Raw genomic sequence first — 15,028 nt, 5'->3', positions numbered from 1 at the left:
ATTCAATTTTTATCAAATTAAATTGTACATTTGTTTTTCTATTATGCAAAAATTTCTCAGAGTCTTTTTTGTTTTTTCTTTACTTCTGATATTGATTTCGAATGTCAGCGGCGTAACTACGTGTATCGATCATGCCAGGCATGCCAAAAGTAAGCTACTCTATAAAAAGGGATCAAAAGAAGAGAAAATTCCTACCTTTTCTCAGGACGACGAATGCCAATGTGCACTTCATATGCAGATGACTACTATTCTTCTCCCTGAACCGTTGAATCTGGATTTTGCCATTGATTGTAACAATGATTGCGAAATGCCGCAACCAAAAGCGATTTCATATCGCTGCCTTCTGGATTTTTTCAGCTCCAGAGCTCCCCCATCTACATTTTTCGCGGCCGCTTAATCTAAGCTGCCTACTATTTTCTTTACAGATTTTTTCAGTCTGTATCGTCATTCCGTGGATACCTGTATCTGTACAGTAAGGATATCCTTTTATTAATGGGCTCACTCACAGCCCGTACATTCCTATTCATGATTACCAGTAATTTTAATTATTCGGGAATAATTCATTGTATTTCCCTAAATCCTGTGAAGCTTTTCAGTGTAAGTTTCATCACCGCATCATCATTTCTGTATGCGCAGTCCCGCCCTGAAGATTCTTTATCTACAGCGGTACAAACCGTAGAGGTTATCGGAAGAAAATCAAAAGGTTACAGTTCTGATTATTCTTTTGCGGCCACCAAAATCGCGATGAAAAATAAAGATCTGCCTTTAACGCTCAATACCATTACCAAAGAGCTGATCACAGACCGACAGGCCTTCCAGCTTGGAGAGGTAATGAAAAATGTGAACGGAGTCTCTCCTTCCAGCTATTATAATCAATATAACATCCGGGGAATCAGCCAAAATGAAGAAGGCCAGATCATCAACGGAATGCGGACAAGGCAATATTATTTTCTGCAGCCCATGACTTCCAATATTGAACGGGTGGAAGTTTTTAAAGGACCTGCCAGTATCACCATGTCCAGTGTTGATCCCGGAGGAACCATCAACATGGTTACTAAAAAGCCATTGTCAGGCCCCCGTCACGAAATCAGCCTGTCTGGCGGAAGTTTTGAGACCTATCGTGTTACCACAGATCTCACAGGCTCTTTAAATAAGAGCAAAACTTTGTTATACCGTTTTAACGGAGCATACCAGAACGCTCAGTCATTCAGGGATCATGTTAAAAACAGCGGTATTCTGATTTCTCCTTCCATCACATTTGTTCCTAACGAAAAAACATCGGTAAATGTGGAATTGATTTTCAATGATTTGTACGGAAACCTGGACAGGGGGCAGCCTATTTTCGGTGCGTCCGCAGGAAAAACAGACCTATACAGTACTCCAAGAAGTCTGAACCTGGGAGCTCCGGATGATTTCTTCAAAACAAGGGAACTTATCATAATGGGAACTGTTGCGCATCATTTTAATCAATCCATCAGTTTTAATGCTTCCTATATGAAACAATACTGGAGAGAAAATCTTCAGGAACACAGAACAACCAACTCTTTTGTCCCTGATATGGATAATAAACCGGTTTCAAGTCTTGCCATGATGCAGTTTGTTCAAAGAAAGCAAAACTGGGCAACAGATAACATCAACGCTTATTTTAATTTCAAATTCAAGACGGGTTCTGCTCAGCATCAGGCATTGGTAGGCTACGACAGCCAGATATGGGAAAAACGACAGGGCGGACAGCAGAATGCAGCAAGAGGTTTTCTTTTAAAGAATGGCTCTGTAGCATCTTCTTACAATCCAGCCAAAGCAGCTGATTATCAGACGGTCAATTATAATGGAACGGTAATTCCTAAACCTAATGTCACACCATTTGATTTGAATCCAGGAGCTTCTAATTATCAGGGTACTGATTTTAACATGCTTAATGCAGTTACATCATTACCTTCTGCGCTTACTACCACCCACGCAGCGTATATACAGCATCTTTTAACCTGGAAAAAGTTTAAAATACTATCTGGCATCCGCCAGGAATGGTTTCAGGATATTACCAGCTATAAAGAATCCAATGAGTCATCTTTTAAAAATAATAAACTTCTCTACAGATTGGGTATTACATACAGTCTAACCGAGAATATTAACCTGTATGGAACTTATCTCACCGGATACCAGCCACAATCCAATACGGTGACATTAATGCCCAACACATCAAATCTTACCGGATCTGCAGCACGGTTTAAACCTTTGACCTCTGATCTTAAAGAATTGGGAATCAAAGCGCAGCTTTTTGGCAGAATTTCACTGAATCTTGCGGTGTATGAGATCAACCAGAGAAATATCTTAATCAATGCCAATAATCCTTCTGAACCCGATGAACTTATACAGCGTGGTGCCGACCGAAGCCGTGGATTCGAAGCTGAGTTTTCCGGGCATATTCTTCCTCAATGGCATATCTACGGAGGCTACAGCTATATTGATGCTAAAATACTGGATGACAGTAACCGCGATCTCATAGGCAAAAGAAAAGAAAATACCTCTAAAAATTCGGTTACGATCTGGACGCGCTACAATTTCTCAAACATGGAATTTCTGAAAGACTTTGGAATAGGTGCCGGCGTGCTCTACCAGAGCTCCAAAATTCCCTGGTTCACAAGAAGTTTTGAGCTTCCCGCCTACACAACTATAGATGCTGCCCTGTATTATACACCGGCAAAGACAGTACAGCTTTCTTTTAATCTCAATAATATCACCAATAAAGTCTACTGGATCGGAGCACAGAACTATCTCAGATTATTTCCGGGAACTCCAAGAAATTATTTACTAACTGCTACTTATAAATTTTAAACTATGGCTATTTCAAACTTACAACTGATGGTGAGAAAAACCTGGCAGGATTTGTTTAAAGGAAAACAGAATCTTCTCACCACTATTGCCGTACTCTTATTCTGTCTGCTGAGTATTGGTATAGGATATACAAAGTATACGGACTCCTTTTCCAACATAAAGGAATACCGGAAAGAAGTTCGGGAAAGCTGGGAGCACAGGCCTGATAAGCACCCGCACCGCATGGCTCATTATGGCTATCTGGTTTTCAGAATCGGGCATCCGTTGAATATTTTTGACAACGGTCTGGATGATTATCTTGGAAATGTGATATTTCTGGAAGCCCATAAACAGAATACGGCCAATCTTTCGGAAGCCGGAAGCTCGGGTACTCTTGTCAGATTCGGAGCATTTAGCAGCGCGTTTATTCTGCAGAGCATTGTTCCATTGATTATTCTTTTTTCAGGATTTGGATTAATTGTGCAGGAGCGTGAAAATGCCACTTTAAAGATCGTCAGCGTACAGGGAACTTCCGGAAGAGATATTGTGTGGGGGAAAATTCTGGGACTCTGGTTGTTTTCATTATGTTTCCTGATCCCCGTGGTTCCTATTGTTTTTATGGCTGCTTTCATGTCTGAGACAACCAGTACCGGGGATATTGTATTACGGTTATCTTTCCTGTTACCAGCTTATATGATCTATTATTTTTTTGTCAGCACGTTGACTGTTGTGGTTTCTGCGAACACCAAAACTACTTCAGCAGCTCTGATAAGCCTCATCGGTTTCTGGCTTCTTTTTATCATTGTTTTGCCTAAAGGAATCCAGTTTGCTGCACAGAATCTATATCCCGCACCTTCGCGGATTGCTTTCGAAACATCTCTGGAAAAGGACATTTTAAAAGCCGGAGACAGCCATAATCCCGATGATCCTCATTTTAAAAAGATGAAAGATTCCTTACTGGCTGCCTATCATGTGAAAACAACCAATGAGCTTCCCTTCAACTACGGCGGATTCGTCATGAAGGAAGGGGAGAAAATAAGCTCCCATATTTATATCAGGCATCAGAAAGAATTGCAGAATATTTACCGCAAACAGCAGAATCTGACGGATTTTTCAGGACTGATTAATCCTGCAACTGCCATCAAAAACTTTTCTATGATTGCAACCGGTACAGATTTCTTTTCTTATAACCAGTTTCAAAAGCAGGCAGAAGAGTATCGTTATAAGATGGCCCAGCATTTAAATGATTTACAAATTGAGAAAATCAGCAATATCAAACCGGAAAACGGAGGTCCTCCTGCCGTAATTGACAAAGATAACTGGGAAAAGTTCCCGGATTTTAAGTACCGGTATACTCCTGTTCTGGACAGTTTGAAAGAACAGCCCATACCGGGTGCTGCATTAGTTCTATGGTTGATGCTATGCGTAATTGCAATAGAAATAAGTGGAAGAAAATTAAAACTAATCTAAATGAATCGTTATTTATATACCCAATTTTACCGTACTAAAGCCTATGTCATTGCCCTGTTTTTTTTACTGATGGCCGGGCTTATGGCTATTTATACCGGAAAAAAATTTCTGAACAGAAACGAAGATACCGTCTCCAAAAGCGGAGCATATCAAAAAGAAAGCATAGAAAGAAATACAACATTTCATAAGGATGATCTGGGGCTGGTACTTTATTATATTAAATTCAATCTGGTGAATGAAACCCCCAGACTGGCTGCTTTAAACATCGGAATGCGTGATCTGAATCCCTCTATCCAGGGGGTAACCATAAGAAATCTGGAAGAACAGCGTTACAATTCCGATTTTTACAATCCCGGCAATGCCGCGGTAGGAAATTTTGACTTCAGCTTTGTTATTGTTTTCCTTTTTCCACTGGTGATCGTGGCGTTCTGTTATAATCTGATCTCTGAGGAAGAAGAAAGGGGTACGTGGAAACTTCTTTCTGTTCAGAGCGGCAATTTACAAAAGCTTCTGGATCAGAAGATGTTCATTCGATTTACAGCCGTGACAATTGTTTATCTGGCATTAATTATCACTGCTTCGATCTGGATAAAAATACCTTTCAATTCCTTCTACATTGCTTTTCTAATCAGCGGATGGCTTTATATTCTGTGCTGGTTTGCCCTATGCAGGTGGATTGTTTCTTTCCGTAAATCATCCGCTCAGAATGCATTAATTCTCCTGATCGTATGGGTAGCAATTAATTTTATCATTCCCATGAGCAGTAATATTCTGATACAAAAAATTTATCCGGTTAATGAATCCCTTAAAGCTGTTATGGAACAGAGGGAGGGGTATCACAACAAATGGGATGAAGCTAAGCTTCCTACGATGGAAAAGTTTTACAAAGCCTACCCCCAATACAGAAATTTTACCGTAAAAGAAAATGACGCATTCACCTGGACCTGGTATTATGCCATGCAGCATATGGGAGATCTTGAATCTGCAAAATCATCACAGCAATACACAGAAAAAATGCAAAAAAGGAATCAGGCTGCAGCTTATTTAGGCTACCTCCTCCCGAACCTTCATACTCAGCTGGCAGGAAGCCAATTAGCAAAATCTGACATGAATAATCATTTGCAGTATGCTTCGGCACTCAAGAAATTTCATGAGAAAAAAAGACTGTTCTTTTACCCTCTCATTTTTTCCGGAAAAAATGCAGAATATGTCCCGTGGGAGCAGCAGACCCTACAGGTATTTATGTTTTCTTCTCCTGTACACTGGATACAGATCCTTCTGCCTTACCTCATCTTCATTGCATTATTCGTCATCCTTTCACAATACAAATACAGAACACTATGTTAAAAACCGTCAATCTACATAAAAAATACAATGATTTTACAGCGCTGCATTCTCTTAACCTGGAAGTAAAGAAAGGAGAAATTTTTGCGTTGCTAGGACAAAACGGAGCAGGTAAAAGTACAACGATCAATATTCTTCTGGGACTTATTAAAGCCACCTCCGGAGATGCTTTCATTAATGATATTTCGGTAAAAGAAGAGCCGCAAAAAATAAAAAAGCACCTCGCGTATATCCCTGAAACGGTTCTTTTATATCCTAATCTGACAGGAATAGAAAACCTTGATTTCTTCTCCAAAATCGCCGGATTTGTTTATCAGAAAGATGAATTATCTGCATTACTTAAGCGCACCGGACTGCAGGAAACAGCCCATGAAAAAGCGTTGGGAGGATACTCCAAAGGAATGCGACAGAAAGTGGGGATTGCCATAGCATTAGCCAAAGATGCAAAAGTTCTCCTTCTGGATGAGCCCACCAGCGGACTTGATCCTATAGCTACAGCAGAATTCACAGAAATTGTACGTCAGCTGGGTAAAGAAGGCAGAACGGTTCTAATGGCCACTCATGATATTTTCAATGCCGTAAGTGTTGCCACTGATATTGGCATTATGAAGCAGGGAGAACTTGTGCAGAATCTCCCGTCTAAAGCATTTACAGCACATGAATTACAGGAACTGTACCTGAAAACAATCTGATGAGCCGGTTACTTCCGTAAGTAACTTTTCATATTAAATATCAATTGGTTGATGCCCGGTGACATTTTGTTACCGGGCATTTTTGCTGATATCTATGCCAGAGCATTCTTATATTCGGATAAAGCTCTTTCGCGGGCAAAAGTATGTTCTACGATTGGCTTAGGATAGGCAGAGGTACCCCACTCCGGAAGCCATTTTTTGATATACAGTAAGTCTTTGTCAAATTTTTCCATCTGAGCCGTAGGATTAAAAACCCTGAAATAAGGGGCTGCATCACACCCTGAACCTGCCGCCCACTGCCAGTTTCCATTGTTGGCAGACAGATCATAATCATTCAGTTTTAAGGCAAAATAAGCTTCACCCCAGCGCCAGTCGATCAACAGATGTTTACATAAAAAGCTTGCGGTGATCATTCGAACCCTGTTATGCATAAAACCTGTCTGATTCAGTTCTCTCATTCCGGCATCAACGATGGGATAGCCGGTAGTTCCTTCACACCAGTGTTTAAATTCTTTTTCATTATTGCGCCAGCGGATATTATCATATTGTTTTTTAAAGGATTGATGAACAACCTGTGGAAAATGATATAAAATATGCATAAAAAACTCACGCCATATCAGTTCGGAAAGCCATACCGCATTATGCTTTAGTGCAAAATCCACACATTTCCTGATGCTGATGGTTCCAAAACGCAATGCAATTCCGAGCTGTGTGGTATGCTGTAAGGCCGGAAAATCGCGAAATTGATCATATTGATCAATAATAGCAGCATCCAGAACCGGTTTATTAAAATTAAACTCCGTTTTTTTGAAACCTATTTCCTTCAGTGTAAGGATGTCAGAATATTTTTGTGGAAAGAGATTTTCAAAATGCAATTCAACAGGCTGATAATGCTCAGGAGTTAATGCTTCCCTCCACTTCCTGGCAAAAGGTGTGTAAACGGTATAGGGCGAGCCATCTTTTTTGATGATCTGGTCCTTGTCAAAAATTACCTGATCTTTATATGCTTTAAAGGGAATATTCTTTTTCTTAAAAAAGTAATACGCTTCCTTGTCTCTCTCAATGGCCTGAGGCTCATAATCTCTGTTACTGAAAACCCCTGTAATTTCATATTCTTCAGCTAATTTTCTGAATATTTCTATCGGTTTACCATGATAGGTATTGAGTTTTGAATGGTATTTTTTTAATGCAATGTTGATTTCTGCCAAAGCCTGATGGATATAATCTACCCTCCGGTCTTCTTTATCTTCCAGTTTTCCGAGGATATCTGTGTCAAATATAAATACAGGCATGACAGGAGCATCAGACTGGAGGGCGTGGCTAAGCCCAATATTGTCTTCCAATCTCAGGTCCCGTCTGAACCAGAAGAGCGTAATTTTCTTTTTCATAATGTTTTAATTCAAATTCATTGATCATTCCTGCTTCGAAATGCTTTCATAACTACGGATAAATATACAGATTTTACCCCATAAATAATTTCAGCAATTTGTATTATTTGGCAATATCATTACATTTTGTATCATGATATCAAGTAAAATTTCCCGACCTTTGTCTGGAATTTAGCATGAATAAAAACTCACAGCAATGGAAGAATTTGAAGTACCGGTAATGTATAAGGGTAAAGAGCTGTTTTTCAACGGAAAACTGGCCACCTACTCATACGGATATAAGCTTTATGTGGATGTTGACGGAACTGAAGTTGTGATCGAGCGTGATGATCACGGCGACCTGAGGGCTCTTCTTCCGGATTCTGCATCAGAAAAAAATATAGACAAAGGACTTATTGAAGCAATTATTGAAGTGTTTAAAGAGCTTCGGGTTTTATAATCTTTATTCTGAACAGAAAAAGAGATCTTATCAAAAGGTAATGGAAAAAGAGGGATAAAAAAAGTGCTATTTGAAGTTTTTCCTGTATTTTCCGGGGGTTACACCTTTATATTTTTTGAAAAGTCTGGAAAGATGGCTTTCATCACTGAACTGAAGTTCATAGGCAATCTCACTTAGCCGTGCACTGCTGTACTTTAAATAGGTCTCCACCAGTTTTAACCTATAATCCAAAAGATAATCCTGATAGGAAATTCCGGTTTGCTGTTTGAAATATTCCCCGAAATAGTTCCCTGAAATTCCAAAATGTTCAGAAATAACCTGAATTCCAGTCATTTCACGGTCCTTTATATGCTGCTGAATGTATGCAATGATCTTCATAATGGAAAAGGCTTTTTGATTTTCCTGCAGATCTGAGGTTTCACTCTGAATGATATTCCTGGCAATCAGATTCAGAAGAATAGACATACAGCTGCGGATAATAAGGTAATCTTCTGCTTTATTTTTAAATTCATCCGCGATTTGCAGGATAAGGGTTTCTGCAAAATGTTCATCCTTTTTATTCCTGAAAACACATCCTGCTCTTGCATGATAATTGTGACTTATATATTGCAGTTTATACAGATTCTCACAGCTTTCAATACGGTCTGCTTCCAAACGGATTTTATCAATAAATTCAACCGGACACTGAATGCTGATAAGCTGAGCACCCTCACTTTCAAAGCGATAGACCTCCTGCTGCGGAATAATGAAAAGTTTACCCTGGGAAAATGTAATACTCCTTTCATCATAGATAAGCGTCCCTTTTCCTTTGACAATATAAACGAATGAGAGAAAGCTTTTTGTTTTAAAAATAATCTCCTCATCATTCAGCGCTATTTCCCGTACATCAATTTCTTCAAGCGGCAATCCTTTCATGGCACTCTGTATTTTCCTCCAAAAGTACAATTTTAACAGAATATAAAGCGGGTAGCTTTGCACAAAAAAACATGAACACATATCCGAAACGGTGGCAGGCGCTCAATTTTTTAATTGCCGGAGCGTTTCTTTCACCACTGGACTATTTTATTGTCAATATGGCCCTGCCTTCTATTAAAAAAGCATTCAATGCCAGTGATCATCAGCTTCAAATGGTTGTAGCCATTTATGGGCTTACCTATGCAGCGCTTGTTGTATGCGGCGGAAGACTTGGTGATATTTACGGCCGTAAAAAGGTATTTATATGGGGATTATATACTTTTCTGCTTTCATCCCTTGCCTGTGCTTTTTCCCCGGATATTACATGGCTGATTATTTTCAGATTGTTTCAGGGTGTAGGAGCATCATTGCTTGCTCCACAGGTATTAGCCTCGATCAAAGATCTTTTTAACAGTCATGAACAACCCAAGGCTGTTAGTCTTTTCAGTTCAGTATTTGGTCTTGCTTCCGTAATCGGGCAGTTATCCGGCGGGGTTCTTTTAAGTATGCATTGGGGAAATTTTTCATGGGAAATGGTATTTCTTGTGAATGTACCGATTACAGTGATCTGCATTCTGGGGATTCATTTTACAATGGACAGCAGCAATACAAAGAAACAAACGGGTATAGATTTTACAGGAGCATTACTGTTAATTCTTGCTCTGCTTATGCTTATCTGTCCTCTTATTTTCGGACAAAAATCCGGATGGGCATGGTGGATCTTCGGAATACTTTTGACCGGAATTTTAGTATTCTTTTTATTTTTAGAATATGAGAAGAAACAACTTCAAAATAAGCATCCGGTACTTATAGATCCGGTCCTGCTGCAGCAAAAGCCCTTTGCATTAAGCCTTCTGGTTATTTTCTTTTATAATTTTACGGCAGGATTATTCATTTGTTATCCTTACTATCTTCAGCAATTTCTCCATCAAAACTCAATGCAGACCGGATTAGCCATCGTTCCTTACGGACTCGCATTTTTTCTTGCTCCTTTGACGATTTCAAAACTACATTTTACAACAGCAAAAATGATCTATTTAGGATTAACATTATTAATTGCCGGTTTTCTGGTCAGTGCAGCCGCCTTTTATTTTCATCAGAAACCCTCATTCATCACACATGCTCCCCTTTTTATTGTCGGCTTTGGACATGGTACCATCATGCCCGTAATGATGCGCACGGCTATTTCTTTGGTTTCTAAAGATAAAACCGGACAGGCTTCGGGGCTGGTAAGCATAGGCATTCAGATTGGAAGTGTTTCCGGAGGAGCCATTATTGGTACATTATTTTTTAATCTGATACCTGTTCTGGGATTCGCAAAAGCATTTACCGTGGCTGTAGGAATGATCGGTATTTTTCAGCTGGCGGGACTTTGGGCAGGAAACCGATTACTAAAAATCATGAATTAAAAGACCGGTTAAATCAAAAATACTTTACATTTAAATATGAACAATACAGAAAAGATCATTGGGGAAATTAAAGAATTTCACAGAAATATTGAAAAATGGTTTCAGGGGAAAGCTAAAAATCAGGAAAGTCTTTACAAGGACCTTTTATCCGGATTCTCGCCAGATTTTAAAATGATAAATGGAAATGGAGATACCATTACTCTATCCATGCTTGAAGAATGGCTTCCCACCGTATCCGGAAAATTTCCGGAACGGAATATTCTGGTAGAGAATATAGAAGTTCATCATTCCGAATATCATGGTGTAGCCACTTATATTGAAACTCAGATTACAGGAGAAGTTACCAACAGAAGAACCTCATCAGCTGTCTTTCTGCTGAATGAAGAAAAAGCGCTGTGGCTTCATCTTATTGAGCAGTGGATATAACCAAACAGCCTACACAGTACTGTAATCAGTGCTGTGTAGGTTATTAAAAATTCTACTACTTATTCAGACCATGGAGAATGCAAAATACAATCACAAAAGTTTTTCCTTTCAAAATTGGGGATCATAAAGGCACATACATCTGCTTTTATATTTCCGAAAGTGGTTTCCGTCTTATGTTCAAAACCACTGAAAAATGTAGGAATAATCTTCTTTTTGAAATCATTTCTCGGAAAAGCGCTGATAATTTCTTCCCGATGTTCTGCGCTCAGATTTTCGTATCCTTCTCCCATCACATCCAGCCCAACGCCTGCGTACATTAAGGCGACTTCATTTTCTTTATGTTCTGCAATCCCAATGGTGGTGTGTAAGGCAATAGTATCCCAGACAAGCTGAAGCTTATCCTGAGCTATACCATGACCTTTCAAAAAGTCTCTTGCAGCATTGGCTCCATCTACCTCAAACCTCAGATCAGAACTGCTGTAATGGGAAACTAATCCCAGATCATGAAATACGGAGGCAACATACAGCAGCTCAGAATCATGGGTTTTGTTTTCTCGTTTTGCATGTAATGAGGAGAACAGAAAAACACGCAGCGAATGATTGTAGATAAATTCTGTTCCGTGTTCCAATAAAAGTTCTGTAGCTTCTGCAGCGATTTTACTGTCCGGGATCATAATTCCCGCAACTTCTTTCATACGATTTACTGACATATCTTTATATAATTTTATCCAAAGATATCGGGATTTCAAATGCGTGAGAATATCAATAAATACCGATAACATGTCAAAATTTCAGTCATGATTCTACTTCCATATGAATAAAATTACTACGATAATTTACCGGAGATATCTGGGTGTGCTTTTTAAAATAATGGCTGAACTGTTCCGATGTGCCAAAATTAAGCTGATAAGCAATTTCTTTTACAGAATGAGCACTGAACTGAAGAAGTCGTTTGGCTTCTGCAATGATCTGTCCGTTGATGATTTCTTTTGCACTTTTGTCACAGCACCGCTTGCATAATTCACTTAGCCTTCTTGATGTCATATTCAACATTCCGGAATAGTCATTCACCGCATGAAGGCTGCGGTACTGGCTGCTCAAAAGTTCCATAAATTTTCGGTAAATGATATAATCCTGACTGTCAAAAGTGTCTTCTCTTACAATTTTTACATTAGCCAGCTTTATCATGATAATTTTCAGATACGCAGCCATCACATCCATCTGATTGGTATAGGATTCGGCCTGGTATTCCTTCAGTAAGTTGAGAATCAATCCTGAAAATTCACGTGCTTCAGCCTGATCCGGTATCAGCTTTTGATTTGCAGCAGCGTTATTAAAGAGAACAGCCTTACAATTGCTTGCGCTTGCAGGTACTCTTTCCCAAAAACAGTCTCCAAAAGAAATATGATACCCATGAACAGATGAATCATTTTCAAACCTGCATATCTGGCCTTTGGATAATAAAAAAATTTCCTGATCTGCTATATTAAAAGAATATTCGTCTATTTTCAGGCTTCCTTTACCACTTTCTACCATTACAATGTGATGATAGTTGAGCCTCACAAAATCTCCCGAATATGGAACATCATCTTCCAGCCGTTTTACCGAAAAAGAGTGATCAATGGCGGATTCGGTTACAATTCCTGAGAGCGGTTTCATACAAAGAAATTTTACTAAAGATAATGAGTTTTTTTAGGAACAGTTTTTACCATGCAATATTATCCAATACCCGCAAGCCAAAACATGTCAGAAAAATCGTAAGAGATGTCAGAATTACGTTCTAAGAATCATTACGATTTTCTGAAAACTTTCATCTGCCCGGCCATAATTGCCAGTAAAATTCCAAAACAGGCAAAAAGGCCGTATGAATATCTCAGGTCAAAACTCTCCCCAATATATCCGATAAGGGGCGGCCCCATCAGAAATCCCAAAAACGAGATGCTGGAAACAAATGATAAGGCTATGCTCGGAGCTACCGTACTCACCTTTCCTACGGTACTGTAAACGGAAGGCACACTTAGTGAGCTTCCAAGACCAATAATCATGAAAGCAATAATACAGATCCACAGTTCCGGAAAGAAAACACTTAGAAACAGACCGCTGCTCATCAATATTCCACAACCCTGCAGAACAATCTTTTTCCCATATTTTTCTATGATTTTATTTCCGACAAAACGACCTAAAGTCATCATTAAAATAAAGCTCGTATACCCCAGTATAACAAGATTTTCAGGAGCTTTAACGATTGTTTGAAAATAGACTCCGCTCCAGTCGAACATGGCTCCTTCAATCGCCATACTCAGAAATCCTATGATTCCCAAACCGACCAACGTTGGATTTACGGCCTTGAATATTGACCGGGTTTGAGGTTCTGCCTTGTGAATAATATTGGTAAGTTTTTTTTTACTGTAGAACCAAAGAATTCCTACCACCAGGAAAATAATTATAAAATGATAAAAAGTTCCTACATGAAGATTGATCATCAGAAGCCCTACTACTGCTCCTGTCAGTCCTGCAAAGCACCAGGCCCCGTGATATGAAGAAAGAAGCGTTTTTTTCGTTATGGATTCTATTTCAATAGCCTGGGTATTGATTGCGATATTGCACATGTTACCGGAAACTCCAAAGAAAAACAGAACAACACCCAACGTCCAGTAGGAAGGCGACAAACCAATTAACAAAAGAAAAAAAGGATACAGTAAAAAACATCTTTTAATAATCCCGCTGCTTCCGTAGATACTGATCAGTTTACCGGCTAAAACCATGGTGGATAGCTGTCCTATTGGCATTAACAGCAACAGTGTTCCCAGTTGTCCTTCATTGATGGAAAGAGCCGTTTTAATGATAGGAATCCGGCTCGCCCAGGAAGAAAAAACAAGCCCGTGGGCGAAGAAAAGTAAAAAACAGGCGGTTGGCATTTTGGCATTAAAAGATTCTCTCTCGTTCATCATAGCAGGGGGTAAAAATTCCTTCTGCAAATTTAAACACCCTCACCCCTTACAATGTAGTCCGTTTTTGTCATTTTTATGTTCCATTTTAACCAATCAGCAAGAATCTCTCTGCAATTACTTGAAATCTTATATTTTTTTCTTTAATCTTACTTTAAAACAAAAAATACCCGGCATGTAAACCGGGTAATGTATATCTAATTAAAAGACTGTCTGTAACTTAAGGGAGTTTTATCAGTCTTCTTTTTAAAGAGTTTATTAAATGACTGCGGATGTTCAAAGCCGAGTGCATAAGCAACTTCTGATACAGAAAATGCTGTGGTAGTAAGATATTCCTTTGCTTTTTCAATCAGTTTTTCATGAATATGCTGCTGGGCATTCAAACCTGTAAGGTTACGCAGCATATCACTCAGATAATGAGGTGACAGGTGCAGAGTGGAAGCCAGAAATTCTACCGTAGGAAGCCCCTTATTTAATGTTTCCTGCTGATTAAAATAGTCCTCAAGCACAACATCCATTTTAGTCAGCAGATCATTATTAATTGCTTTTCTTGTAATAAACTGCCTTTTATAAAAGCGGTTGCTGTAATTGAGCAGCACATCAATATAAGAAACTATAACGTCCTGGCTTACCTCATCAATGGCCGTATTAAGCTCATTTCCAATACTGTCCAGTAATCCCGTAATTATTGTTTTTTCCTGATCAGACAAATGCAATGCTTCATTTGTATCATAAGAAAAGAAACCAAAGTTCCTGATTTTCTTTGCGAGATCATAACTTCTGATAAAATCCGGATGCACCAGTAAAGTATATCCGCAATACTCTGCATTCTCATCTGTGGAAAGAACCTGGCCAGGTGCCGTAAACATCATTCCTCCCTCATTGAAATCATAATATCCCTGTCCATAGCCCATTTTCCCAACAGTAGAATATTTATAAGAGATTTTATAAAAATTCATGATAAAACTTCTCTTAAGCATATCCTTTTTAATGCTCATTTTGGTATTATCCACAAGGCTTACTAAGGGATGAAGCGGTTTAGGGAGCTGCAGCATAGTGTGCAGTTCGGAGATGGATGAAATTTTTAAAGGGACGTTATCTTTCTTTTCCATGATATAAAATTATAAATTATTTGGTGGAAAAG

At 39.0% G+C, this 15,028-nt stretch carries 14 protein-coding genes; 8 read left to right on the top strand and 6 right to left on the bottom strand.

Going from position 1 to position 15,028, the window contains the following annotated elements:
- Positions 1–43 precede the first annotated feature (43 nt).
- From BLW74_RS07795 to BLW74_RS07775, 5 genes are all read left to right on the top strand, one after another.
- Positions 44–397: a hypothetical protein gene (locus tag BLW74_RS07795; RefSeq protein WP_089691283.1), complete on the top strand. Its 354-nt coding sequence runs from the start codon at positions 44–46 to the stop codon at positions 395–397.
- Positions 398–582: 185 nt separating this feature from the next.
- On the top strand, positions 583–2,835 hold the full coding sequence (locus BLW74_RS07790) for a TonB-dependent siderophore receptor (RefSeq protein WP_228424822.1): 2,253 nt from the start codon (positions 583–585) through the stop codon (positions 2,833–2,835).
- A 3-nt stretch (positions 2,836–2,838) separates the two neighbouring features.
- Positions 2,839–4,284, top strand: a complete 1,446-nt coding sequence (locus tag BLW74_RS07785) for an ABC transporter permease (protein WP_089691276.1) — start codon at positions 2,839–2,841, stop codon at positions 4,282–4,284.
- Positions 4,285–5,631, top strand: a complete 1,347-nt coding sequence (locus BLW74_RS07780) for a DUF3526 domain-containing protein (RefSeq protein WP_089691273.1) — start codon at positions 4,285–4,287, stop codon at positions 5,629–5,631.
- Positions 5,625–6,320, top strand: coding sequence for an ABC transporter ATP-binding protein (locus BLW74_RS07775; protein WP_089691271.1), 696 nt, complete (start codon positions 5,625–5,627; stop codon positions 6,318–6,320). Before BLW74_RS07780 ends, BLW74_RS07775 begins: the two co-directional genes overlap by 7 nt.
- Positions 6,321–6,412: 92 nt before the next feature.
- Here BLW74_RS07775 and BLW74_RS07770 read toward each other — a convergent pair whose 3' ends face one another.
- Positions 6,413–7,708 (bottom strand): cryptochrome/photolyase family protein, encoded by a 1,296-nt coding sequence (locus BLW74_RS07770; protein ID WP_089691268.1) that lies wholly within the window; start codon positions 7,706–7,708, stop codon positions 6,413–6,415.
- A 196-nt stretch (positions 7,709–7,904) separates the two neighbouring features.
- Between BLW74_RS07770 and BLW74_RS07765 the strand changes: the two genes are divergently transcribed.
- Positions 7,905–8,147, top strand: a complete 243-nt coding sequence (locus tag BLW74_RS07765; RefSeq protein WP_089691266.1) for a hypothetical protein — start codon at positions 7,905–7,907, stop codon at positions 8,145–8,147.
- Between the two features lie 66 nt (positions 8,148–8,213).
- Here the strand turns inward: BLW74_RS07765 and BLW74_RS07760 are convergent, their stop codons facing one another.
- On the bottom strand, positions 8,214–9,062 hold the full coding sequence (locus BLW74_RS07760; RefSeq protein ID WP_089691262.1) for an AraC family transcriptional regulator: 849 nt from the start codon (positions 9,060–9,062) through the stop codon (positions 8,214–8,216).
- A 71-nt stretch (positions 9,063–9,133) separates the two neighbouring features.
- On the opposite strand from BLW74_RS07760, the gene BLW74_RS07755 reads away from it, so the two are divergent.
- Both BLW74_RS07755 and BLW74_RS07750 read left to right on the top strand, forming a co-directional pair.
- A complete protein-coding gene (locus BLW74_RS07755) occupies positions 9,134–10,510 on the top strand; it encodes an MFS transporter (protein ID WP_089691259.1) in 1,377 nt (458 codons plus the stop codon).
- Between the two features lie 36 nt (positions 10,511–10,546).
- The gene (locus BLW74_RS07750) at positions 10,547–10,936 is read left to right on the top strand and encodes a hypothetical protein (RefSeq protein WP_089691255.1); all 390 of its coding nucleotides are present in this window, start codon (positions 10,547–10,549) and stop codon (positions 10,934–10,936) included.
- 59 nt (positions 10,937–10,995) lie between these two features.
- Here BLW74_RS07750 and BLW74_RS07745 read toward each other — a convergent pair whose 3' ends face one another.
- The 4 genes from BLW74_RS07745 to BLW74_RS07730 form a co-directional block, all read right to left on the bottom strand.
- Positions 10,996–11,646 (bottom strand): HD domain-containing protein, encoded by a 651-nt coding sequence (locus tag BLW74_RS07745; RefSeq protein ID WP_089691253.1) that lies wholly within the window; start codon positions 11,644–11,646, stop codon positions 10,996–10,998.
- Positions 11,647–11,731: 85 nt separating this feature from the next.
- Positions 11,732–12,595: a helix-turn-helix domain-containing protein gene (locus tag BLW74_RS07740; RefSeq protein ID WP_089691250.1), complete on the bottom strand. Its 864-nt coding sequence runs from the start codon at positions 12,593–12,595 to the stop codon at positions 11,732–11,734.
- Positions 12,596–12,726: 131 nt separating this feature from the next.
- Entirely contained in the window at positions 12,727–13,884 is a 1,158-nt protein-coding gene (locus tag BLW74_RS07735) for an MFS transporter (protein ID WP_089691246.1), read from the bottom strand.
- Between the two features lie 197 nt (positions 13,885–14,081).
- Positions 14,082–14,996, bottom strand: a complete 915-nt coding sequence (locus BLW74_RS07730) for a helix-turn-helix domain-containing protein (RefSeq protein WP_089691244.1) — start codon at positions 14,994–14,996, stop codon at positions 14,082–14,084.
- Between the last annotated feature and the right edge of the window lie 32 nt (positions 14,997–15,028).

Source organism: Chryseobacterium culicis (genome assembly GCF_900108365.1).
Taxonomy (GTDB): Bacteria; Bacteroidota; Bacteroidia; order Flavobacteriales; family Weeksellaceae; genus Chryseobacterium; species Chryseobacterium culicis.
Note: the sequence above shows the minus strand (reverse complement) of the source record. Positions and strands in the feature narration are given on the sequence as shown.

Bases quoted from the DNA above. Each gene is read 5' to 3' on its own strand.
- BLW74_RS07775 (WP_089691271.1), top strand. From the start codon at position 5,625: ATGTTAAAAACCGTCAATCTACATAAAAAATACAATGATTTTACAGCG.
- BLW74_RS07755 (WP_089691259.1), top strand. From the start codon at position 9,134: ATGAACACATATCCGAAACGGTGGCAGGCGCTCAATTTTTTAATTGCC.
- BLW74_RS07740 (WP_089691250.1), bottom strand. From the start codon at position 12,595: ATGAAACCGCTCTCAGGAATTGTAACCGAATCCGCCATTGATCACTCT.
- BLW74_RS07780 (WP_089691273.1), top strand. From the start codon at position 4,285: ATGAATCGTTATTTATATACCCAATTTTACCGTACTAAAGCCTATGTC.
- BLW74_RS07750 (WP_089691255.1), top strand. From the start codon at position 10,547: ATGAACAATACAGAAAAGATCATTGGGGAAATTAAAGAATTTCACAGA.
- BLW74_RS07770 (WP_089691268.1), bottom strand. From the start codon at position 7,708: ATGAAAAAGAAAATTACGCTCTTCTGGTTCAGACGGGACCTGAGATTG.
- BLW74_RS07795 (WP_089691283.1), top strand. From the start codon at position 44: ATGCAAAAATTTCTCAGAGTCTTTTTTGTTTTTTCTTTACTTCTGATA.
- BLW74_RS07785 (WP_089691276.1), top strand. From the start codon at position 2,839: ATGGCTATTTCAAACTTACAACTGATGGTGAGAAAAACCTGGCAGGAT.
- BLW74_RS07730 (WP_089691244.1), bottom strand. From the start codon at position 14,996: ATGGAAAAGAAAGATAACGTCCCTTTAAAAATTTCATCCATCTCCGAA.
- BLW74_RS07745 (WP_089691253.1), bottom strand. From the start codon at position 11,646: ATGTCAGTAAATCGTATGAAAGAAGTTGCGGGAATTATGATCCCGGAC.
- BLW74_RS07760 (WP_089691262.1), bottom strand. From the start codon at position 9,062: ATGAAAGGATTGCCGCTTGAAGAAATTGATGTACGGGAAATAGCGCTG.
- BLW74_RS07735 (WP_089691246.1), bottom strand. From the start codon at position 13,884: ATGAACGAGAGAGAATCTTTTAATGCCAAAATGCCAACCGCCTGTTTT.
- BLW74_RS07765 (WP_089691266.1), top strand. From the start codon at position 7,905: ATGGAAGAATTTGAAGTACCGGTAATGTATAAGGGTAAAGAGCTGTTT.